The organism is Paractinoplanes ovalisporus (genome assembly GCF_016834655.1).
In the GTDB taxonomy this organism is placed as follows: Bacteria; Actinomycetota; Actinomycetes; order Mycobacteriales; family Micromonosporaceae; genus Actinoplanes; species Actinoplanes ovalisporus.
Genome location: NZ_JAENHP010000009.1, coordinates 81016 through 102766, shown reverse-complemented (window position 1 = coordinate 102766; position 21751 = coordinate 81016). Strand labels below are relative to the sequence as shown.

Sequence of the window (21751 nt, the reverse complement as noted above, 5' to 3'; positions counted from 1 at the left end):
GCTAGAGCATGGACACGTGGACGTGGTTCGTATGCTCCGCCGACGCGCCGCCGCTGCCGCTGTAACTGCGCCAGCCGTCGCCGGGCATCCAGATCTGGCGGAACCAGATCACGTACATCACGCCCAGCCGGTCGGCGTTCTTCACGAAGTAGGCGGCGAGGCGGTTCCCGTAGTCCTTGTCGTCGCCCGTCGCCGGCGAGGTCTTGTAGGTCGTCTCGTTCGACGACATGTCACACGCCCGGCCCTTGGGATGCTCGCCCGAGTTCCGCTGGCTCCAGCACACCGTGTAGCGCGTGAAGCCGTCCGACTTGGCCTCCTGGAAGGCGTGCAGCGTGCGCGGCGTCAGGCAGCCCGAGCTGGTCGGGTCGTTGATCGTGCACTTCTCGTCGGGCCACGACCCGTCGGAGTTGCGCGGCGCCGGCTTGGCCAGCGGCGAGTTGACCGAGACGAAACCGCCCGCGACCTGGCCGCCGCCGACGCTGGCCAGCGCGACCTCGGCCTCTTTCTTCTTCTTGGTCAGGGCCGCGACCTGCTTGGTCTGCTCGCGGATCTCCTTGTCGATGGCCGCCTTGGCCGCCGCCGCCTTGTCGAGCGAGCCCCGGTACTGCGTGAGGATCTGGCTGTCGAGCTGGGCCATCATGTCGAGGCGCTCGATGCGCTCGAGGAAGATGTCGGGCGAGGTCGAGTCGAGCAGCATCGACATCGTGCTGGGCCGGCCCAGCCGATAGGAGCGGCTGGCGATCTCGTTGACCTGGCTCTCCATGGCCTTGGCCCCGGCCTGCGCCTGCTTGACCGTGGCCTGCAGCTGCACGGCCCGCTTCTTCGACGCGTTCAGCTTCTGGATCGCGACCGCCTGGCCCTTGGCCGCGGACTCGAGCGCGCTGCGCAGCGTCTTGTCGTCACCCTCGTCGGGATCGGCGTGCGCCACCCCCGAAGTGGCCGCCAGCATAAGCGTGCACGCGGCCAGGATCAGCACGAGCACACCACTGAGCCGGCGCTGGAAAACCGCCGCCACGGATACCTCCCCATCGTCAGCGCGGGCAGACTCTACCGTGATACGCAGGGGAGCGGCAGATCGATCAACTGGCGGAGTAACCACCGTCGACGAAGAGTGTCTGGCCCGTCACGGCGACGGCGGCATTGCTGGACAGAAAGACCGCACAAGCACCGAAATCTTCCGGTACGCCGTTTCTGCCGATCATCGTGCGGGCCGCGTGCTTCGCGACGGTCGCCGGATCCGCGAACACCGGTTCGGTCAGTGGCGTGTGCACCACTCCGGGTGCGATCGCGTTGCAACAGACACCCTGGGCAGACCACGCCTCGGCCTGTGACCTGGTCAAACCGACCAGTCCGGCCTTGGACGCACCGTAGGCGCCGCTGTTGCCGTACGCGCGGAACGCCTGTTGCGACGCCACATTGATGATCCGTCCCCAGCCGCGCTCGGCCATTTTCGGCCCGAAGGCCTGACCGAGCAGAAACGGGGCTGTGAGGTTGGCCGCGATCGTGACGTCCCAGTCGTCCTCGGTGAGATCGGTCAGGGGTGGACGCCGATTCACTGCGGCCGAGTTGACCAGGATGTCCGGAACGCCGTACCGGGAAATCGTCTGTTCGATGAGGACGGCGACGGCTGTGCGCTCGGCGAGATCGGCCTCGATCGCGTGCCCCTCGGCGCCGAAGCCGCGCAGCTCCTCGACCACTTCGGCCATCAGCGACGGACGACGGGCGACCAGCAGCACCCGCGCGCCGGCCCGTCCGAGCGCGACGGCCATGGCGCGGCCGATGCCCGAGCTGCCCCCGGTCACCATCGCGGTGCGGCCGGACAGACCGAAGATGCTTTCCAGGTACGCCGTCATCAGCGCTGCAGCACGGAGATGTCGGGGAAGATCGTGTCGCGGACCGTCCGCCAGATGTCGTCGTTGGCGGCGACCAGCACGCCGCGTTCGCTGTCCGTCGGGCGGTAGGGCGAACCGTCGAGGTGCAGGACCGTCCCACCCGCCTCGCGCACGATCAGCGAGCCCGGCACGTGGTCCCACGGCAGGATCCGCCAGAACAGCGCGAACTGCTGCTCGTCGAGGGCCACGGCCGGATATTCGTAACCGGCGCAGTGACGGCCGCGGGTCACCTCGCCGAGGGCACCCGCGTTGGCCGAGGCGATCTCGCGCAGGCCGGCAGGGAGGTAGTGGGTGGCGACGACGCCGCGCACGGCACCCGCGCCCGGGTCGTCGGTGCGGGTCTTCACCCGTACGCCGTCGTGGTAGGCGCCCGACCCGGCCTCGGCCACCGTGAGGTGGTCGCCGACCACGTCGAGGATCCACGAGGCGGCCGGCTCGCCGTCGCGCAGCAGGGCCACCATCACCGCGAACGGGGTCTTGCCGGCGGCGAAGTTGTTGGTGCCGTCGACCGGGTCGACGATCCAGACCGCGCCCGGCTCGCCCACCCGCTCGAGCACCTTCGGGTCGGCCGCCACCGCCTCTTCGCCGACCACGATCGAGCCGGGCAGCAGCGCGGTCAGGCCGCGGGTCAACGCCGCCTCGGACTCCTTGTCGGCGATGGTGACCAGGTCACCGGGCGCCTTCTGGACGATCTCGTCGGTGGACAGGTGACGCCAGCGCGGCAGCACGATCGTGGCCGCGACCTCGCGGATGAGCTCGCCGACCTGATCAAGCACGCGGCGGCAGCTTCACGACGCTGACGAAGAACTCGTCGATCTGCCGGATGACCGTGATGAACCGCTCGAAGTCGACCGGCTTGGTCACGTAAGCGTTGGCGTGCAGCTGGTAGCTGCGCAGGATGTCCTCGTCGGCGGCCGACGTGGTGAGCACGACCACCGGGATGCGGCCCAGCTCGTCGTCCTTCTTGATCTCTTCGAGCACCTCGCGGCCGTCCCGCTTGGGCAGGTTGAGGTCGAGCAGGATCAGGTCGGGGCGGGTGGCGTCGGCGTATTCGCCCTCGCGGCGCAGGTAGGCCAGCGCCTCGGCGCCGTCGGAGACGACGTTGAGCCGGTTGCGGACCTTGTGCTCCTCGAACGCCTCCTGGGTCATCAGCACGTCACCGGGGTCGTCCTCGACCAGCAGCACCTCGATCGGGGTGCCGTCGGCCCGGATGGGAGCCGTCATGCTGTGACCTCTTTCCTCGTCTCCTGTGCCGGCAGCTGGGGCTCCGCGTCGGGAGCACCCGGCAGCACCGGGAGGGTGAACCAGATCGACGTGCCGTCCTCGACGTCGAGGTCGAGCCAGATCCGCCCGCCATGATATTCGACGATCTTCTTGACGATCGCCAGACCAATTCCGGTTCCCTCGTACGCATCCCGCGCGTGCAGCCGCTGGAAGATGACGAAGACCTTGTCGGCGAACTCCGCCTCGATCCCGATCCCGTTGTCGCGCACGTTGATGCGCCACTCGTCGTCCCCGCGCGTGGCCGAGACCCGGATCACGGGCGGCACCTCGGGCCGCCGGAACTTCAGCGAATTGCCGATCAGGTTGACGAACAGGGTGGTGAGCAGCGGCTCCTCGCCCTCGACGACCGGCAGCTCGGACCAGCTGATCTCGGCGTCCTCGCCCGCCCGCACCTCGAGCTGCGACTTCACCTCGGTCAGCACCCGGTCGAGCGGCACCTCGGTGAACCCGGCGGTGAGCCGGCCGATGCGCGAGAACGCGAGCAGGTCGTTGATCAGGCGCTGCATGCGCTGGGCGCCGTCGACCGCGAACGCGATGTACTGGTCGGCGCGTCCGTCGAGCTGACCGGAGTAGCGGCGCTGCAGCAGCTGGCAGAAGCTGGCCACCTTGCGCAGCGGCTCCTGCAGGTCGTGCGAGGCGACGTACGCGAACTGCTCGAGGTCGCGGTTGGACCGGGTCAGCTCCTCGGCCTGCACCTTGAGCTGGTCGTTGACCCACTCGATCTGGGCCCGGGCCTCGCGCACCTCGGTCAGCTCGGCCGCGATCTTCTGCCGCATGCCCTCGACGTCGTCGGCCAGGCTCGCCAGCTCGGGTGAGCCGGTGCTGGAGATGTGCTTGTCGTAGTCGCCGTCGGCCACCTCGCGCACCTGTCCGGCGAGCTCGGTCACCGGGCGGCTGACCATGCGGTCGAGCAGCAGGAGCAGCGCCGAACCGGCCAGGATGATGATCGCGGCGGCGGCGATCTGGATCGCCACCATCGTGCGGCTGCTCTGCTTGGCGGCGTCGGCCGACTGCGTACGCAGGACCTGGATGTCGTCCTGCATGGTGGCGATCGCGCCGCGCAGGGCGTCGAACCGCTCGGTCGAGGTGCCCTTGAGACGGTCCTGACCGGCCTGGGTGCCCTCACTCCGGATGACCGCGATCACCGGCTCCGCCACCTCGCGGTGCCAGTCGTCGGCCCGCTGCTGAACGACCTGCAGCGCCTCGCGGATCTCGGTGTCGTCGGGGTTCAGCAGATCGTCGATGCGGGCGATCAGCCGTTTCTCGTCCTCGACACCCTTCGTGTACGGGGTGAGGTTGGCCTCGTTCCCGGTGATCGCGAACCCGCGGATACCGGTCTCCTGGTCGACGTACGCCGTGTTGAGCGTCTCGCCCGCCGCCCGCATCGGGCTGGCCCGGTTGAGCACGTCATCGAGCTGGCGGTTGTTGCCGGCGGCGGTGATCGCGGCGAACACACCGAGCGCGCTGAGGATCACCCCGACCGCGACGCAGAGGGCGACGATGCGCCGCCGCAGGGTCCAGGTGCGCGGGTCGAACAGGCTCATCGGCCACTTCCCCGCGAGATCAGCAGCATCGCGACGTCGTCGGCGAGCGGGCCGCCGTTGGCGTGCTCGGCCCGGCCGACCAGCCAGGCCGGCAGCGCGGGCAGCGGCACCGTGCGGGCGGCCGGCTCCTCGAGCAGATCGCACAGGCCGGACACGTCGAGTCGTTCGTTCCCGACGCCGGTGTGGCCCTCGATCAGGCCGTCGGTGTACATCAGCAAGGACCAGTCATCTCCCGGAAGCTCCACCTCGGTGGCGGGCGTCGGTCTCGGGCTTACCCCCAGGACGATTCCGGTACGCGCCTCGACCGGCCCGGCCCGGCCGTCGCCGAGCAGCACGGGCGGAGGGTGACCGGCGATGCGGACGACCGCCTTGTTGGTGGCCAGGTCGAGGGTGATCGAGGCCACCGTCGCGAAGACCTCGCGGGCCCGGCGTTCGCTCATCAGCACCTGTTCCAGGGAGGCCAGGATCTGCTCGTCGGGCACGCCGGCCAGCACCAGCGCCCGCCAGGCGACCCGGAGCTCGACGCCGAGCGCCGCCTCGTCGACACCGTGGCCGCAGACATCGCCCACGATCACGTGCAGGGTGTTGTCGCCGACCTGGACGACGTCGAAGAAGTCGCCGCCGAGCAGACCCATCGCCCGGCCCGAGCGATAGAACGTGTGCACCGCCACCCGATCGGTGGACATCAGGGGCTGGGGCAGCAGACCGCGTTCGAGGCGGGCCGACTCGGCCTGGCGCAGCTCGACCTCACGCAGGCGCTGGGCGTTCTCGTCGGCCCGCTTGCGCTCGACCGCGTAACGCAGGGCGCGGGTCAGCAGGACGCCGTCGACCTGGCCCTTGACCAGGTAGTCCTGGGCGCCCTCGGCCACCGCGGCGACCCCGAGGTGCTCGTCGGAGCGGCCGGTGAGCACGCAGACCGCGGCACTGCCCGCGACCGCGAGAAGTTTGCGCAGGCCGTCGATGCCCTCGGCGTCGGGCAGGCCGAGGTCGAGCAGCACACAGTGGATGCCGGCGATCAGGCCGCGGGCCTCGCGCAGGCTGGTCGCGACCCGCAGGTCGAACGGCGCGTCGGCCTCGTGCAACAGCTCCCGGACGAGGAAGGCGTCGCCCTCGTCGTCCTCGACCAGCAGCACCCGCAGACGTTCCTGGGCCACCTGACCGCCGGGCCGGGCGCGTGGCGCGACGGAGCGTTCAGTCATGCCGACACCCCACCCGTCTCCCGCCCACCCCTGACCCGCTGATGGTGTACCACCACGTGCGGGGGCACAACACTCTCACGGGGCCTCCTCGGCGGCCACTCGCCGGGCGTGCTGCGCGATCACCTGGCCAAGAATCCCGTGCAGCCGCCCGCACTCCTGGCAGTGCAGATTCTCGTCCAGGTGGCGGCCGCCGCACTCGACGCAGGTTCCCCTGTCCTCGGGGTCGCGGTAGGCCGCGAGCGCCTTGCACATGGCCCGGATCACATGATCGCTGACCGGGAAGACAGCCTCGCCCAGCGCGGTGCGCACCCCGACCATCGCGACCGGGTCGGCCTCGGGCTGCCGGTCGTAGGGGGCGACCGCGTCGATGAACGCGGCCATGACGGCGGCGGGGTCGAAGGGCGTGCTCACCCCGACAACGCTAGGGCACGCCGGAAACGATCTTCCGGCTACCCGGCGTCCGGCCCAGGCGCTTAGATATCACCCATGCGTGCACCCGCGATGACCGACCCGGCGCACCGGGCCCTGGCCGCGCTCGGCGCCGTCGTGGTGCTGGTCCTGGCCGGTTACGCCGGTCTGGCGGCGGTCCGGCCGCCGGAGTCGCGGCCGGCCTCGGCTCCGGAGTCGGAGTTCAGCGCCGAGCGCGCGTTCCAGCAGGTCCAGGCGATCGCCGGGCGGCCCCACCCGGTCGGCAGCCCGGCCAACGACGAGGTGCGCGAACACCTGCTCACCACGCTGCGCGGCCTGGGACTGAACCCCGAGGTGCAGGACACGGTGTCGATCGAGGGCGCCGGGCTGTCGTCCAGCGCGGGCGGTTCCGGCCTGGCCCGCGTCCGCAACGTGGTCACCGTGATTCCGGGCACCGCCTCGACCGGCCGCATCTTCCTGGTCGCCCACTACGACTCGGTGCAGGTCGGCCCGGGCGGCAACGACGACGCGGCCGGCACCTCGGCGGTGCTCGAGACGGCCCGGGCGCTGCTGGCCGGCGACCGGCCCCGCAACGACGTGGTGCTGGTGCTCACCGACGGCGAGGAGGCCTGCCTCTGCGGGGCCAAGGCCTTCGTCGACCAGCACCCGCTCGCGCGGGACGGCGGCGTGGTGCTCAACCTCGAGGCCCGCGGCAGCAGCGGCCCGGCGATCATGTTCGAGACCTCGGCCGGCAACGGGCGGCTGGTCGCGGCGTACGGGCACGCCCCGAAGCCGGTCGGCACGTCGTTCGCCGTCGAGATCTACCGGCTGCTGCCCAACGACACCGACTTCACGGCGTTCCGCGAGTCGGGCTTCGCGGGGCTGAACGCGGCGTACATCGACGGCGCGGCGGTCTATCACGGGCCGACCGACACCCCGGCCGCCATGGACCGCGACAGCCTGCAGCACCACGGCGAGAACACCCTGGCCGTCGTCCGCGAGCTGGGCCGGCAGGATCTGGCCGCGCTCGAGGCGACCGACGGGGACGACGCCACCTATTTCCCCGCGGCCGGCCTGCTGGTGCGCTACCCGGGCTCGCTGGTCTGGCCGATCGCGCTGCTGGCCCTGGTCGCGGTGGCGGCGCTGGCCGGGCTGGCCCGCCGCCGCGGGGTGATCACGGCCCGGCGCGGCCTGTTCGCCGGCGCGCTGGCCCTGGTGCCGATCCTGCTCGCGCCCGTGCTGGCCCAGGTGCTGTGGTTCCTGCTCAAACTGATCCGGCCCGAGTACGGCGCGATGCCCATCGACCCGTACCGCCCGGGCTGGTACCGGCTGGCCGTCGTCCTCCTGGCCGCGGCGGTGGTGATCGGCTGGTTCGCGCTGCTGCGCCGCCGGCTCGGCCCGGCCGCCCTGGCCGTCGCCGGGCTCGCCTGGCTGGCCGTGCTGGGCGTGGTCCTCGCCGCCTTCGTGCCCGGCGGCTCCTACCTGGCCGCCCTGCCCGCGCTGGCCGGCGCGCTGATGGGCCTGGTCGCGCTGGTCACCCGGGGCTGGCTGCCGGTGATCGCGGTGACGCTCAGCGGCGCGGTCGCCACCGTGATCCTGCTGCCGACCGTGGTCATGCTGTTCCCGGCGCTGGGCATGGGCCTGGGCGCGGCCGGCGCGTTCCTGACCGTGCTGCTCGGGCTGGCCCTGCTGCCGGTGATCGATCTGCTGCACCCCCGGGCCTGGGGTCAGCGCGGTCTCGAGGCGCTGCGCGGCCGTCGCCGGGGTGCGCTACCCACGCTGGCCACGGCCGTCGCCGTGCTGGTCTGCGCGGGCGTGGGCCTGGCGGTCGACCGGTTCGACGCCCAGCGGCCGGCCCTGACCCAGCTCATGTATGCGCTCGACGCCGACACCGGCACCGCCCGCTGGATCAGCGACGAGACGGCGGTGCAGAAGTGGACCGGCCACTACGTCCGGGGCGACCGGCACCGCGTCGACGACACCCTGCCGTCGTTCGGTCCCGAACAGGTGCGCACCGGCGACGCCCAGGCCGCCGATCTGCCCGCCCCGATGCTGACGGTCGAGTCCGACACGAGCTCCGGCGGCGTCCGCGCGCTCACGCTCCGGCTGAAGCCGCAACGCCCGGTCCGCCTGGTCACGCTGCACGTGGCGGCCGGAGCGCCGGTGGACTCGGCCACCGTGGGCGGCCGCCCGGTGCCGGTCACGAACGCCACCGACCGGGCGTGGGGCTGGGGTTTCGTCTTCCACGCCCCGCCCGCCGACGGGGTCGAGATCAAACTGACCGTCCGCGCGGCCGGGCCGGTGAAGGTCCGGGTGACCGACGGCAGCGACGGGCTGAGCGACCTGCCCGGGTTCCAGGCCCGGCCGCCCGGCGTGGGCATCGTCGGTTCGCACACCAGCGAGCTGGTGGCCGTGGCGAAGACGTACACGCTGTGACCGGGATCCGGATCGAGCCGAGCGGCCCGGCCGACGCCGAGGCGCTGGGGGCCGTCTACGCCGACGCGTTCGGCCGGCCGCCGTTCGACGAGGGTCCCGAGGTCGTCGCCGCCTGGCGTGACGAGTCCCTCCCGCAACACGCCGCCCGCGCCGGTTTCCGCTGCCTGGCCGCCTGGGACGACGACCTGGTGGTGGGTTTCACCTACGGCTACACGGGCGAGTACGGCCAGTGGTGGACCGACCAGATCGCCGCCGTGGTGCCGCCCGCGCTCGCCGCCGAGTGGCTGGGCGGGCATTTCGAGCTGGTCGAGCTGGCCGTACGGCCGTCGCACGAGCGGCGCGGCATCGGCGCCGGCCTGCACGACCGGCTGCTCGACGGCCTGTCGCACCGGGTCGCCCTGCTCACCGCCACCGACGACGCCACCGCGCCGGCCCGGCGGCTCTATCACCGCAAGGGGTGGGAGCCGCTGGCCGACCACGTGTTCGAGGGCTCGACCCTGATGGGCAAGCGCCTCAGCTAACGGCCGCGACCGCGGCGGCCGGTCGACTCGTTGTGACGGAAGTGCACGAAGAGGCGGCCCCAGTTGTCGCCGTCCTTCTCGACCCGGTGATAGAGCTGCTTGATCTCTTTCTGGTCGAGGAAGCGCAGCACCTTCTTCTTCAGGGCGCCGCTGCCCTTGCCCGGGATGATCTCGACGGTGCTGGCCTTCTTCTGCACGGCCTCGTCGATGATCTCGCGCAGCGCACGGTCGATCTGCTGCCCCTTGTTGAAGATGTCGTGCAGGTCGAGCTTCAGCTTCACGATGCCGACCCTATGCGGTCTCGGACTTGCCGAGCCACTGCTCGACCCGATGGACGGCCTCGGAGTACTCCGGTTGCTGCTTCATCGCGGCGGCCAGGCGCAGGTGCGGCAGGGCCTCGCGGAAGCGCCCGTCGCGCTCCAGCGTGCGGCCCAGCACGTGGTGGGCGTAGTGGTCGGACGGGTCGTGCTCGACCAGCGCCCGCAGCTGCGTCTCGGCCCGCTTGAGCTGGGCCGAGTTGAAATAGGCACGGGCCAGCAACTGGCGTACGGCGGTGTTGTGCGGCTCGGCCTCGACTATCGGCTCCAGCAGCTTGGAGGCGCCGAGCGGATCCCCGGACTCGAAGAAGAACGTTGCCCTGCGGTACTCCTCGAGAAGATCCACGCGCCGACTCCCCACGCTCGTGCCGCCCCAGCCTCACCAACGCTGGCACAACAACGCGCCAACGGCGAGTGTTCCGATCACCCAAGCTTCCCGACAAATCGCCGCATAAGGCAACCCTGTCGTCAGACAATGCCTGCGTGGGGGATTATCCGAGCCATCTCGTGACCGCACCGGCCCGTCCACGATCCGGGCGGTTCCGGGCGTCCGTGATCGGGGTGTTCGTGCTCGGCCTCTGCGCCCTGCTCGCGGGCGGGGCGGCCGCGCCCGCGCTCGACTCGCCGGCCTTCCTGATCTCGGGCATGAACGAGATCCCGTCGCCGCCGCAGGGCACCTCGTGGGCGCCGGCCCCGCGCGAGGCGGGTGGGCTGCGGATGGTCGCCAGCTCGGACGGGCAGGAGTTCGAGCTGCACACGTCCGGGGGCGACCGGACCTTCCTGCCCGGCGTCGACCTGGGCGACACCACCCCGGGCCACCTGCCCGGCGAGGGCGCAATCTCGGCCGCGCAGTATCGGGCGTGGTTCGCGGCGATGAGCTGGCTGGGCCTGCGCGTGGTGCGGATCTACCAGATCCACCCGCCGGCGTTCTATGAGCAGCTGGCGGCGTGGAACGAGGCGAACCCGGACCGCCCGCTCTACTTCGTGCAGGGGGTGGGACTGCCCGACCAGACGTACGTGGCCAAGCGGAACCTGTTCGACAAGCGGGTGACCACCGCGTTCCGGCAGGAGCTGCAGGCGGCGGCCCAGGTGGTGGCGGGCGACTACCGCCGTACGACGGTGCCCGGTCGCGCCGGCGGCACCTGGACCACCGACGTCACACGCTGGCTGGCCGGCTGGATCGTCGGCGACGAGATCGACCCGGCCGCGGCCGCCGCCTCGGACAAGCGCAACGCCGACGTCCCGCGATTCGCCGGCAAATATTTCCGTAACACCCCGAAGTCGACGCCGACCGAGCGCTGGCTCGCCGCGCGGATGAACGACCTGGCCGGGTTCGTCGCCAAGCACGGCGTGAGTCAGCCGGTCGCGTTCGTCAACTGGCCCACCACCGACCCGCTGCGCCACCCCGAGGAGCCGCTCGCACAGGAGGACCTGGTCGGCATCGACGCCAACCACGTGCTGCCCACGGCGGACTGGCCCGCCGGCACGTTCGCGAGCTACCACGCGTTCCCGTTCTATCCGGACTTCCTGCGCCACGAGCCCGACCTGCTGGCCTATGAGTTCGCGGGCAACCGGGACCCGTACGCGGGATATCTGGCCGACCTGCGCAAACACCACTCGACGATGCCGACGCTGATCACCGAGTTCGGCGTGCCGTCGTCGATCGGCTCGGCCCACAACGCGCCGCTCGGCCGCTCCCAGGGTGACCACAGCGAGCAGGACGCGATGCGGATCAACGCCGACCTGCTGCGGATGATCCGTGACCAGGGCCTGGGCGCCGGGTTCGTGTTCAGCTGGGCCGACGAGTGGTGGCGTTACACGTGGAACACGGCCGGGGCGCAGGATCCGGAGCGCCGCCAGCTCTGGCACGACCCGATGACCAACGAGCAGGGCTTCGGCGTGCTCGCGATGGACGCGCAGGGGCAGCCGGACGCCGGGGACCAGCAGCTGCTCGACGGCGACGGCTGGCCGGCCAAGGACGTCGACGCGCGGGTCGACGAGGAGTACCTGAACCTGAGGATCGAACTCGCGGACTCGGCGCCGGGGACGATGATGGTCGGCTTCGACGTGCTGCCGGGGGTCACCGGCGCGCCGATGCCGGGCAGCAGCGACCGGCGGACGGACGCCGTCTTCGCGCTCAATCTGGTGGGGCACAGCGGTCAGGCGTACGTACGCAATCAGATCGACCCGATGAAGCTGGACTTCCCGGTGCCGGCCGCCGAACGTGGCCCCGCCCCGGACGGCTGGAAGCCCTTCGAACTCGTCGTCAACCGCGCCCTGACCGTGCCCAGGCTGCGCGCCAAGCTCCCGGTCGAGCTGCAGAACGCGGGGCAGCTGCGGCACGGAACCTGGTCGCCCGACGATGACGAGGCGGACAGCCGCGCGCTCTGGCACCTCGACGGCGACAAGCTGAGCGTGCGGGTGCCGTGGGCGATGCTGGGCTTCGCCGACCCCTCCGCCCACCGGGTGGCCGTGCCGAAGAACGGCAAGCTGACCACCCAGATCAGTCCCGGGGTGACGGTCTCGCTCACCGCCTCGGGCACCGATCAGGCGGTGGGCCAGGTGCGGTGGACCGACTGGACGCGGCCCTACTACGCCGAACGGCTCAAGCAGGGGGCCGGAAAGTTGCGCGACGCGGCTCTGGCTACGACCGGCGGCTGACCGTCAGGAGACCCACGCCGCCCGCGACCAGCAGGGCTCCGACCGCCACCAGCAGCATGGGGCTACGACCCGGCCGGTACGGCTGGGGATAGCTCGCGCCCCAGCAGAACACCTCGCCGTCCTCGGTCAGCGCACAGGTGCTGTCGCCGTCGGCGACCAGCTGGACGACCTTGCCGTTGAGGCCGACCTCGACCAGCCCGTCGCCGGCCCGTCCGTCGGCGTTGGCCGGGGCCGCGGCCAGCGACAACGTCACGACGACGGCCAAGATCGCCATTACCCGTCGCGTGATCATCATGCAAGCATTATGGGCGTTTTATACGCTTTCGTGGGTCTTCGACACGCGGCCGGGCGCGGCGACCTCGGCCAGCACCGACGTGGCCGTGATCGTGTCGGCGGCGGTCACCGTCGCGAAACCGGCCACCTCGCTCGCGCCGAGCCGGGAGGTGCCGAGCGTGCCCGGCCCGAAGGTCGCGGCCATCGCGATCGCCGCCCCGAGCGCCACCAGGCCGGTGCGCCGCGGCCAGCCGGCCGTCAGGTGCTTCGTCATCTGCGTCATGACCACGACCTTCCCGGCGTACGGTGTCAGGCGGCTGTGCGATTTTGATGCCGTTCCTGTGAGCCGGCGCCCGGTTCCCGTCTCACGCGGTGGCCCGGTGCCCGGCTCCCGTGCTCGCGCGGTGACCCGGTGCCCGGCTTCCCGCGCTCGCGCGGTGACCCGGCGCCCGGCTTCCCGCGCTCGCGCGATAAGCAAGAGTCACAGGTGGTACACAGGAATCGAAAAGGAAGCGCATAGCGTGGCCCATGACAGTAGGGGCATGACGATGGCGAACTCAGATTCCAGCACCGACCTCCGCCGGCCCGACGGGGGTCCCGTCCGGGTCCTCGTGGTCGACGACGAGCCGACGCTGGCCGAGCTTCTCTCGATGGCGCTGCGCTACGAGGGCTGGGACGTCAAGAGCGCGGGCGACGGGCAGACCGCCGTACGCACCGCCCGGGAGTTCCGTCCCGACGCCGTCGTCCTTGACATGATGCTGCCCGACATCGACGGGCTCGAGGTGCTGCGCCGGCTGCGCGGCGAGACGCCCGAGGTGCCGGTGCTGTTCCTCACCGCGAAGGACTCGGTGGAGGACCGCATCACCGGCCTGACCGCGGGCGGCGACGACTACGTGACCAAGCCGTTCAGCCTGGAAGAGGTGGTCGCCCGGCTGCGTGGGCTGATGCGCCGGATGGGCCACTCCCCCATGCGTACGGACTCGCAGTTGATCGTCGGCGACCTCACGCTCGACGAGGACAGCCACGAGGTGCGCCGCGGCGGCGACCTGGTCACGCTCACCGCCACCGAGTTCGAGCTGCTGCGCTACCTCATGCGCAACCCGCGCCGGGTGCTGAGCAAGAGCCAGATCCTCGACCGGGTGTGGAACTACGACTTCGGCGGCCAGGCCAACGTGGTCGAGCTGTACATCTCGTACCTCCGCAAGAAGATCGACGCGGGTCGCGCCCCGATGATCCACACCATGCGCGGGGCCGGGTATGTCCTCAAGCCAGCGGACTGAGATGGCGGTCATCCACCCCTCGCGCTGGCGCAGCCCCGCGGGCTGGCCGCTGCGTACCCGGATCGTGGCCATCATCATGGTGCTGCTCACGGTCCTGGGCCTGGCGGTCGGCGGCACCGCATACTTCTTCCTCCGCAACACGCTCTACACCCAGGTCGACGCCAAGCTGGACACGGCCGGGCGCCCCGGCCCGGGCGGCGGCAAGTTCCAGTTCCCGTTCGACGACACCCACCCCTACCGCGGCGCCGAGCCCGGGTCGATCACGATCACCTACACGGGCGTGAGCGACATCGAGGGCGGCGTGGTCGAGGCGTTCACCAACACCGAGGGCTTCCCCGACACCCGCTACAAGACGCTCAGCGACGTGGCGAACGCCCAGCTGCTGGCCGTGCCCGCCGACGGCGTGAAGACCGACGTGAGCGTGGACGGCTACGGGTCCTACCGGGTCGTCGCCGAGACCACGAACGAGGGCACGATCCGGGTCACCGCGATCTCGCTCAAGAACACGAACTTCACGCTGCTGCGGGTGGCCCTGGTGACCGGCGGGGCGGTGCTGATCGCGCTCGGCATCGCCGGGTGGGCCGGCGCCCTGATCGTGCGCCGCACCCTGGCCCCGCTCGACCGGGTCGCGGCCACCGCCACCAAGGTCTCCGAGCTCAAGCTCGACCGCGGCGAGGTGCAGCTGGTCCAGCGCGTGCCCGACCGCGACACCGACCCCCGTACGGAGGTCGGGCAGGTCGGCGCCGCCCTCAACCAGATGCTCGACCACGTCGGCAACGCCCTCGAGGCCCGGCACGCCAGCGAGATGCAGGTCCGCCAGTTCGTCGCCGACGCCAGCCACGAACTGCGCACGCCGCTGGCCGCCATCCGCGGATACGCCGAGCTGAGCCGCCGCAGCCGCGCCCCGATCTCCGACGAGATCGCGCACGTGCTCAACCGGGTCGAGTCCGAGGCCAAGCGCATGACCGGCCTGGTCGAGGACCTGCTGCTGCTGGCCCGCATCGACGCCGGCCGCCCGCTCGCCCACGACCCGGTCGACCTCAGCATGCTGGTCGTCGACACGGTCAGCGACGCGCACGCCGCCGGTCCGCGCCACTACTGGCAGCTCGACCTGCCCGAAGAACCGGTCATCGTGATCGGCGACGGCGCCCGGCTGCACCAGGTGCTGGCCAATCTGCTGGCCAACGCCCGTACGCACACCCCCGAGGGCACCGCCGTCACGGTCGCGGTCACCTCGACCCTCGACTCGGCCGTGGTGCACGTCATCGACAACGGCCCGGGCATCCCGGCCGAGTTGCAGCCGAAGATCTTCGAGCGGTTCGCCCGCGGTGACAGCTCGCGCTCACGGGCCGCCGGCAGCACCGGCCTCGGCCTGTCGATCGTGCACGCCGTCGTGCAGTCGCACCGCGGCCGCGTCGCGGTCGAGAGCGCCCCGGGCCGCACGGTCTTCACCGTCGTACTGCCGCTGGGCCGGTCCGCGGCCGTCATCCCACCAGCTGAGCAGTTCGCTCAGATTGCTCCGCCCGCCGGCTGAGGCGCTATGCTGTCCGACGTGTCCCGTTGGTTTTATTGGTTTATGGAGCCGGCTCCCGCCGGTGCCTCAGCCATGACCAACGACTGAGACACCACGCCAGAGCCGGCCGGGCAGCGACATGACGTCGCTGCCTTTTTGTTTGCCGGCACTCGTGGTGGGCGCCGGCGGAGAAGTGGAGACCACCGTGACTGCCCCCGAGGTTCAGCGCGTTCGTGACCAGCGCATCGAGGCCGTCGTACCGCTGATGAGCCCCGCGCTGCTGCACCACGAGCTGCCGCTGACGAGCGAGTTGCACGACACCGTGCTGGAGGGCCGCCGCCAGGTCGAGGACGTGCTGAACGGCCGAGATCCGCGGCTGCTGGTCGTCGTCGGCCCGTGTTCCGTGCACGACCCGGTCGCCGCCGGCGAATACGCCTCGCTGCTGGCCGGCGCCACCGAGCGGTTCTCCGACGACCTGCTGATCGTGATGCGCGTCTACTTCGAGAAGCCGCGCTCGACCGTCGGCTGGAAGGGCCTGATCAACGACCCCGCCCTCGACGGCACCGGCGACGTCGGCACCGGCCTGCGCATCGCCCGCCGCCTGCTGCTCGACATCGTCGGGCGGGGGCTGCCGACCGCGGTCGAATTCCTCGACCCGATCACGCCGCAATACATCGCCGACACCGTGAGCTGGGGCGCGATCGGAGCCCGTACGGTGGAATCGCAGGTGCACCGGCAGCTCGCGTCCGGCCTGTCGATGCCGATCGGCATGAAGAACCGCCCCGACGGCAGCATCGCGACCGCGATCGACGCGATCCACGCGGCCGAGGTGCCGCACGTCTTCCCGGGCATCGACTACTCGGGCACCCCGGCGATCCTGCACACCACCGGCAACCCGGACACCCACCTGGTGCTGCGCGGCGGCGGGGGCAAGCCGAACTACAGCGCGGACGACGTCAACGCCGCCCTTTCCCTCCTGCGTCAGGCCTCGCTCCCCGAGCGCCTGGTGATCGACTGCTCGCACGGCAACAGCGGCAAGGACCACCTGCGCCAGCCCGTCGTCGCCGACGACGTGGCCCAGCAGATGGAGGCCGGTCAGCGCGGGATCAGCGGGGTCATGCTGGAGAGCTTCCTCGTGCCCGGGCGGCAGAACCTGGGCGGCGAGCTCACGTACGGCCAGTCGGTGACCGACGCCTGCATGGGCTGGGACCCGACCGTCGGTGTGCTGGAGCGGCTCGCCGCAGCCGCCGCCAAGCGGCGCGCGCTGATCTGACTCTTCTTCCGGCTCTCGTGTGGCGCGCGCTCCTTCCGGGGCGCGCGTCTTCTTTCCCGTTCCTTCCGGCGGCTTTCCCGTTCCGGCGGCTTCCCGCTGCGGCGGCTTCCCGCTGCGGCGGCTTCCCGCTGCGGCGGCTTTCCTGTTCCTTCCCGGCGACACTTTCCGGGCGGCAACGGGGATTCACAGCTGGGGAACAGGAAGGGCATAACGGCCGGACAGGGGCCGCGCCGAAAGTTACCGAGGTAAAGATCCGCCCTGTCTGTGGAGAGCCTCGATGACGACGACGTTGCCCGTCCCCCCGACGGTTACGCCGGACCTTCCGCCGCCGCCGGCGCGGCACCGCTCCCGCGTGGGGCGGTTCTTCCAGGGCCCGGTCGAAGACGCGCCCTGGGTCCGCCCCTCGCTGATCGCGCTGCTGGTCGTCACCGGCGTCCTCTACATCTGGGGGCTCGGGAAGAACGGCTGGGCCAACGCGTTCTACTCGGCCGCGGTGCAGGCCGGGTCGGAGAGCTGGAAGGCGTTCTTCTTCGGCTCCTCCGACGCGGCCAACTCGATCACGGTCGACAAGACGCCGGCCGCGCTGTGGGTGATGGCGCTGTCGGCCCGGGTCTTCGGCGTCAACGCATGGAGCATCCTGGTGCCGCAGGCGCTGATGGGTGTGGCCAGTGTCGGCCTGTTGTTCGCCACGGTGAAGCGCTGGTTCGGACCGGCGGCGGGCCTGATCGCGGGCGCGGTTCTGGCCCTCACCCCGATCGCGGTGCTGATGTTCCGGTTCAACAACCCGGACGCGCTGCTCGTGCTGCTGATGGTGGCCGGGGCCTACGCGACCGTACGGGCGATCGAGAACGGCTCGACCAAGTGGATCGTGCTGGCCGGGGTGTTCGTCGGGTTCGGCTTCCTCGCCAAGATGCTCCAGGCGCTGCTCGTGGTGCCCGCGTTCGCGCTGGCCTACCTGTTCGCCGGTCCGCCCAAGCTGGGCAAGCGCATCTGGCAGCTGCTGCTCTCGGGTGTGGCCGTGGTCGTCTCGGCCGGCTGGTACATCGCGATCGTCGAACTGGTTCCGGCGTCGATGCGCCCGTACATCGGCGGCTCGCAGAACAACAGCATCCTCGAGCTCACCCTCGGCTACAACGGTCTGGGCCGGCTCAACGGCGACGAGACCGGCAGCGTCGGCGGCGGCGGCATGGGCGGCGGGGGCATGTGGGGGTCGACCGGCCTGACCCGCATGTTCGACAGCGAGCAGGGCGGGCAGATCTCCTGGCTGCTGCCGGCGGCGCTGATCATGCTGGTCGCGGGCCTGGTCATCACGGCCCGCCGAGCCCGCACCGACCGGCAGCGGGCCGGGCTGATCCTGTGGGGCGGCTGGCTGCTGATAACCGGCCTGGTGTTCAGCTTCATGCAGGGCATCTTCCACGCGTACTACACGGTGGCGCTGGCCCCGGCGATCGGCGCGGTGGTCGGCATGGGAGTGGCGCTGCTCTGGAAGCACCGGCGCAACGTGGCGGCGGCGGTGACGCTGGCGGCGACGGTGGCGGTCAGCGCCTGGTGGTCGTATCACCTGCTGGCCCGGAGCGCGGACTTCCTGCCCTGGCTGCGGTGGGTGGTGCTGATCGGCGGGCTCGTCGGTGCGGTGGCGCTGCTCGGCGCGTTGCGTCTGCCGGCCCGGGTGGCGGCACTGGCGGCGGGGGTCTCGCTGGCCGCGGTGCTTGCGGGCCCGGCCGCGTACGCGGTGCAGACCGCCTCCGAGGCGCACACCGGGTCGATCCCGTCGGCCGGGCCGGCCACGTCCGGTGGTTTCGGAGGCGGTCCCGGGCGGGGCGGCTTCCGGGGCGGGCGCGGCAACGGGGGTGGCGGCCAGGGTGGCTTCCCCGGCGGCGGGTTCCCGGGTGGCGGTTTCCCCGGTGGCACCGGCCAGGGTGGCAACACGCAGGGCGGCACGGCTCAGGGTGGCGGCACGGCTCCGGGCGGCACCGCTCAGGGCGGCGGCACGGCTCAGGGCGGCACCGCTCAGGGTGGCGGCACGGCTCAGGGCGGCGGCTTCCCCGGTGGCAACGGTGGCGGCGGGATGCGCGGCGGGGGCGGCATGGGCGGCCTGCTCGACGCCGCGACGGTCAGCGACGAGATGAAGGCGCTGCTGGAGGCCGACGCCGACCAATACACCTGGGTCGCGGCCGCGGTCGGATCGCAGAGCGCTTCGGGCTACCAGCTGGCCACCGGCGACCCGGTCATGGCGGTGGGCGGCTTCAACGGCAGCGACCCGTCCCCCACGCTGGCCCAGTTCCAGCAGTACGTCGCCGAAGGCAAGATCCACTACTTCATCGGAGGCGGCGGCTTCGGTGGCCGCAGCTCGGGCGGCAGCAGCGCCAGCTCCGAGATCGCCACCTGGGTGTCCGAGAACTTCACGGCCCAGACCGTAGGCAGCACGACCGTCTACGACCTGACCCAGTCCGCCACTGGTTCCACGACCGCCTGACCTCACTCAACCCCCACGGTGGGCCGGTTCCCTCTCGGGAGCCGGCCCACCTCTTTACCTCGCGGGTCGCCCCACACATCTCCCGCTACTCGCCCCTACGGCGGCTGGGCACTTCGCTTCCCACGCCGGTTCGGGCACTGCGGCTCGGGCTCCGGGTTCGCGGCTCGATGGGGAACGGTCAGTTCCTCCGTACGGGAAACCGGTCTTGGGTTTTGGGGTCGGACGGGTTCACAGGGGCGGCACAGGATCGCCACAAAACGCCCTCAGTTGGGGGGATCATCGTGAGCGCATGAGCCTTTCGACGCAGCCCTCGTTCGCCGCGGCCCGGAACCGCGTGGATGCCCCGGTGCTCGACGTGGTCGTGCCGGTCTACAACGAGGAGATCGATCTCGAGCCGTGCGTGCGGCGGCTGCACGCGTACCTGGGGGCCAACTTTCCTTACCGGTTCCGCATCACGATCGCCGACAACGCGAGCACCGACTCGACGGCGAACGTGGCGCACTGGCTGGCCGGCGAGCTCGCCGAGGTCGAATGGGTGCACCTGCCGGAGAAGGGCCGCGGACGGGCGCTGAAGCACGTGTGGACACACTCCGACGCGGCGGTCCTCGCCTACATGGACGTCGACCTGTCGACCGACCTGGGCGCACTGCTGCCGCTGGTCGCGCCGCTGATCAGTGGGCATTCCGATCTGGCCATCGGGTCGCGGCTGGCGCGCGGCTCGCGGGTCGTCCGGGGTGCGAAGCGGGAGTTCATCTCGCGCAGCTACAACCTGATCCTGCGCGGCACCCTGGCCGCCCGTTTCTCCGACGCCCAGTGCGGCTTCAAGGCGATCCGGTCGGACGTGGCGGAACGCCTGCTGCCGATGGTCGAGGACACGGGCTGGTTCTTCGACACCGAGATGCTGGTGCTGGCCGAGCGGGCCGGCCTGCGCATCCACGAGGTTCCGGTCGACTGGGTGGACGACCCCGACAGCCGGGTCGACATCGTCGCGACCGCACTGGCCGACCTGCGCGGCATCGTCCGCCTGCTGCGGGCGTTCGGTTCGGGCCGCCTGCCCCTGGCCACCCTGCGCGAGCAGCTGGGCCGCAACCCGCTGCCGGTCGAAGGCGTCCCCGCCGGTCTGACCGGTCAGCTGATCCGCTTCGCGGCCGTCGGCGTGGCGAGCACCCTCGCCTACCTTGCCCTCTATGCCCTGCTACGCGCGGGCATGGGTCCACAGTGGGCCAACTTCGTCGCCCTGCTGGTCACGGCGATTGCCAACACCGCTGCCAACCGTCGCGTCACTTTCCACGTACGGGGGAACGACGGCGCATGGCGTCACCAGGCCCAAGGTCTGATCGTCTTCGGCATCGGTCTGGGCCTGACAAGCGGCGCGCTGGCCCTGCTGGGCGCGCTGCACTCGGCCCCCGCCAAGCCCGTCGAGCTGGCCGTCCTGATCCTGGCCAACCTGCTGGCCACCGCGGTCCGTTTCCTGCTGCTGCGCATCTGGGTCTTCCGCTCCCGCCGCCCCGCAACCACGTAAGCAACGTCCACCCCCGCCGCCCAGCGATCGCCCACTCCTGCCGCCCCGCAACAAACGCAAGCAATCGCCCACTGCCGACGCCCCGCAACAACGCAAGCAATCGCCCACTGCTGCCGCCCCGCAACAACGCAAGCAATCGCCCACTGCTGCCGCCCCGCAACAACGCAAGCAATCGCCCACTGCTGCCGCTCCACAACAACGCAAGCAATCGGTCGGCCGCGATACGGACCCGACCGTCCGGCCAGGGCTGAACGCCGCCGAAGCCGCGCCCGCGGCCGAGGGAATCCCCGGTATTCAGCCCTCCTCAGGAAAGGCGGCGCCGGCCCCCGGCGTCGCCTTTCCGCATCAAGCCACCGCCAAGTCGGCTCTCGCAACGCACACCAGGATTCGGCGCGCACGCGAGATTTCGGCGCGCATATAGACGGTATCCGTGCACGTCTGCTCCCCCGCGCACGCCAGCACTCGCCGCGCATGTCGGCGGCGCCTGCCGCGTCGGCTCAAGCGTCGGGCGGCGAGGTCGCGCAGGGCGGCACTCGACGGTGGGGACGGAGTCAGAACCCCGGCGGGAGCTGGTCGGGGGTGATGCGGCGCGGGCGGCCCGGCGGGCGGCGCAGCAGGGCTACGGCGATCACCAGGGTGGCGAAGAAGGCGGCCGCAGCGGCGGCGATCCACCAGCCGAGCACGGCGAGGATCACGGCCGCGGTCCAGATGACCACCGCGGTGAGGATCAGCGACAGGGACGGGCGTTTGGGGCGGGGCGGTTCCAGGCGGCCGCTGGTCATGCGGGCACAGAACTCGGGGTCGTCACGCCTGAGCTGACGCTCCAACTGCGCCAGCCGACGGCTGTCTTCCCTGCTCAACATGTCGCCACCTCCGGTCGGGTCGCGGCCAAACCTCGATCGAACGGCACGCACTCCGATCAATGCCATTGTTACCTACGTGTTGCCTTTCGGATACCTCCAGAATTCCCGCGTGCCCAAACACCGGGAACTCACACCCCGGTGAACCCCCGAACGCCCCGCGCCGGATCTCACCCCATGGGCCGCCATGCGGGCCCGGGCTCAACTCGCCGATCGTCTCGGGCGACGCGGCTCTGATCACGGTGCCGGCAGCGACCCGGCCGCAAGTCTCGCTACGGCCGGCGCCGGCCGT

The 21751-nt window shown here is 71.2% G+C and carries 20 protein-coding genes; 8 read left to right on the top strand and 12 right to left on the bottom strand.

What is annotated here, in order from left to right:
• Nucleotide 1: 1 nt before the first annotated feature.
• From JIG36_RS26330 to JIG36_RS26300, 7 genes are all read right to left on the bottom strand, one after another.
• Nucleotides 2-949 (bottom strand): VldE C-terminal domain-containing protein, encoded by a 948-nt coding sequence (locus tag JIG36_RS26330; RefSeq protein WP_236048316.1) that lies wholly within the window; start codon nt 947-949, stop codon nt 2-4.
• A gap of 130 nt (nt 950-1079) precedes the next feature.
• Complete coding sequence (locus JIG36_RS26325; RefSeq protein WP_268919707.1) at nt 1080-1805, bottom strand: SDR family NAD(P)-dependent oxidoreductase; 726 nt, start codon at nt 1803-1805, stop codon at nt 1080-1082.
• Between the two features lie 47 nt (nt 1806-1852).
• Nucleotides 1853-2668: an inositol monophosphatase family protein gene (locus tag JIG36_RS26320; protein ID WP_203379088.1), complete on the bottom strand. Its 816-nt coding sequence runs from the start codon at nt 2666-2668 to the stop codon at nt 1853-1855.
• Complete coding sequence (locus tag JIG36_RS26315; RefSeq protein WP_203379087.1) at nt 2661-3116, bottom strand: response regulator; 456 nt, start codon at nt 3114-3116, stop codon at nt 2661-2663. Before JIG36_RS26315 ends, JIG36_RS26320 begins: the two co-directional genes overlap by 8 nt.
• Nucleotides 3113-4720 (bottom strand): sensor histidine kinase, encoded by a 1608-nt coding sequence (locus JIG36_RS26310; protein ID WP_203379086.1) that lies wholly within the window; start codon nt 4718-4720, stop codon nt 3113-3115. Before JIG36_RS26310 ends, JIG36_RS26315 begins: the two co-directional genes overlap by 4 nt.
• Nucleotides 4717-5919 (bottom strand): PP2C family protein-serine/threonine phosphatase, encoded by a 1203-nt coding sequence (locus JIG36_RS26305; RefSeq protein WP_203379085.1) that lies wholly within the window; start codon nt 5917-5919, stop codon nt 4717-4719. The genes JIG36_RS26310 and JIG36_RS26305 overlap by 4 nt, the downstream gene beginning before the upstream one ends.
• A gap of 75 nt (nt 5920-5994) precedes the next feature.
• A complete protein-coding gene (locus JIG36_RS26300; RefSeq protein WP_203379084.1) occupies nt 5995-6330 on the bottom strand; it encodes a hypothetical protein in 336 nt (111 codons plus the stop codon).
• 75 nt (nt 6331-6405) lie between these two features.
• Here JIG36_RS26300 and JIG36_RS26295 point away from each other — a divergent pair, with 75 nt between their 5' ends.
• Together JIG36_RS26295 and JIG36_RS26290 are read left to right on the top strand one after the other, a co-directional pair.
• Entirely contained in the window at nt 6406-8763 is a 2358-nt protein-coding gene (locus JIG36_RS26295) for a M28 family peptidase (RefSeq protein WP_203379083.1), read from the top strand.
• The gene (locus JIG36_RS26290) at nt 8760-9284 is read left to right on the top strand and encodes a GNAT family N-acetyltransferase (protein WP_203379082.1); all 525 of its coding nucleotides are present in this window, start codon (nt 8760-8762) and stop codon (nt 9282-9284) included. Before JIG36_RS26295 ends, JIG36_RS26290 begins: the two co-directional genes overlap by 4 nt.
• Here JIG36_RS26290 and JIG36_RS26285 read toward each other — a convergent pair.
• Together JIG36_RS26285 and JIG36_RS26280 are read right to left on the bottom strand one after the other, a co-directional pair.
• Complete coding sequence (locus JIG36_RS26285) at nt 9281-9565, bottom strand: Smr/MutS family protein (RefSeq protein WP_127499863.1); 285 nt, start codon at nt 9563-9565, stop codon at nt 9281-9283. The genes JIG36_RS26290 and JIG36_RS26285 overlap by 4 nt on opposite strands.
• Nucleotides 9566-9575: 10 nt before the next feature.
• Nucleotides 9576-9947, bottom strand: a complete 372-nt coding sequence (locus tag JIG36_RS26280) for a tetratricopeptide repeat protein (RefSeq protein WP_203379081.1) — start codon at nt 9945-9947, stop codon at nt 9576-9578.
• Between the two features lie 137 nt (nt 9948-10084).
• Between JIG36_RS26280 and JIG36_RS26275 the strand changes: the two genes are divergently transcribed.
• On the top strand, nt 10085-12262 hold the full coding sequence (locus JIG36_RS26275; RefSeq protein WP_203379080.1) for a hypothetical protein: 2178 nt from the start codon (nt 10085-10087) through the stop codon (nt 12260-12262).
• Here the strand turns inward: JIG36_RS26275 and JIG36_RS26270 are convergent.
• Nucleotides 12246-12557, bottom strand: coding sequence for an RCC1 domain-containing protein (locus JIG36_RS26270; protein WP_203379079.1), 312 nt, complete (start codon nt 12555-12557; stop codon nt 12246-12248). The two genes, JIG36_RS26275 and JIG36_RS26270, sit on opposite strands and share 17 nt — an antisense overlap.
• 18 nt (nt 12558-12575) lie before the next feature.
• Nucleotides 12576-12818, bottom strand: coding sequence for a hypothetical protein (locus JIG36_RS26265; protein WP_203379078.1), 243 nt, complete (start codon nt 12816-12818; stop codon nt 12576-12578).
• Between the two features lie 259 nt (nt 12819-13077).
• Here JIG36_RS26265 and JIG36_RS26260 point away from each other — a divergent pair, with 259 nt between their 5' ends.
• The 5 genes from JIG36_RS26260 (at nt 13078) to JIG36_RS26240 (ending at nt 20599) form a co-directional block, all read left to right on the top strand.
• Nucleotides 13078-13815 (top strand): response regulator transcription factor, encoded by a 738-nt coding sequence (locus JIG36_RS26260; protein WP_203379077.1) that lies wholly within the window; start codon nt 13078-13080, stop codon nt 13813-13815.
• Nucleotide 13816: 1 nt separating this feature from the next.
• Nucleotides 13817-15349: a sensor histidine kinase gene (locus JIG36_RS26255; protein WP_236048279.1), complete on the top strand. Its 1533-nt coding sequence runs from the start codon at nt 13817-13819 to the stop codon at nt 15347-15349.
• A 184-nt stretch (nt 15350-15533) separates the two neighbouring features.
• Entirely contained in the window at nt 15534-16601 is a 1068-nt protein-coding gene (locus JIG36_RS26250) for a 3-deoxy-7-phosphoheptulonate synthase (RefSeq protein ID WP_307872921.1), read from the top strand.
• 277 nt (nt 16602-16878) lie between these two features.
• Nucleotides 16879-19077 carry an ArnT family glycosyltransferase gene (locus JIG36_RS26245; protein ID WP_203379074.1) on the top strand — a complete coding sequence of 733 codons (2199 nt, stop codon included), beginning with the start codon at nt 16879-16881 and terminating at the stop codon, nt 19075-19077.
• Nucleotides 19078-19366: 289 nt separating this feature from the next.
• Complete coding sequence (locus JIG36_RS26240) at nt 19367-20599, top strand: bifunctional glycosyltransferase family 2/GtrA family protein (RefSeq protein WP_203379073.1); 1233 nt, start codon at nt 19367-19369, stop codon at nt 20597-20599.
• Between the two features lie 551 nt (nt 20600-21150).
• On the opposite strand, the gene JIG36_RS26235 is transcribed toward JIG36_RS26240, so the two are convergent.
• Nucleotides 21151-21462: a DUF3040 domain-containing protein gene (locus tag JIG36_RS26235; protein WP_203379072.1), complete on the bottom strand. Its 312-nt coding sequence runs from the start codon at nt 21460-21462 to the stop codon at nt 21151-21153.
• Between the last annotated feature and the right edge of the window lie 289 nt (nt 21463-21751).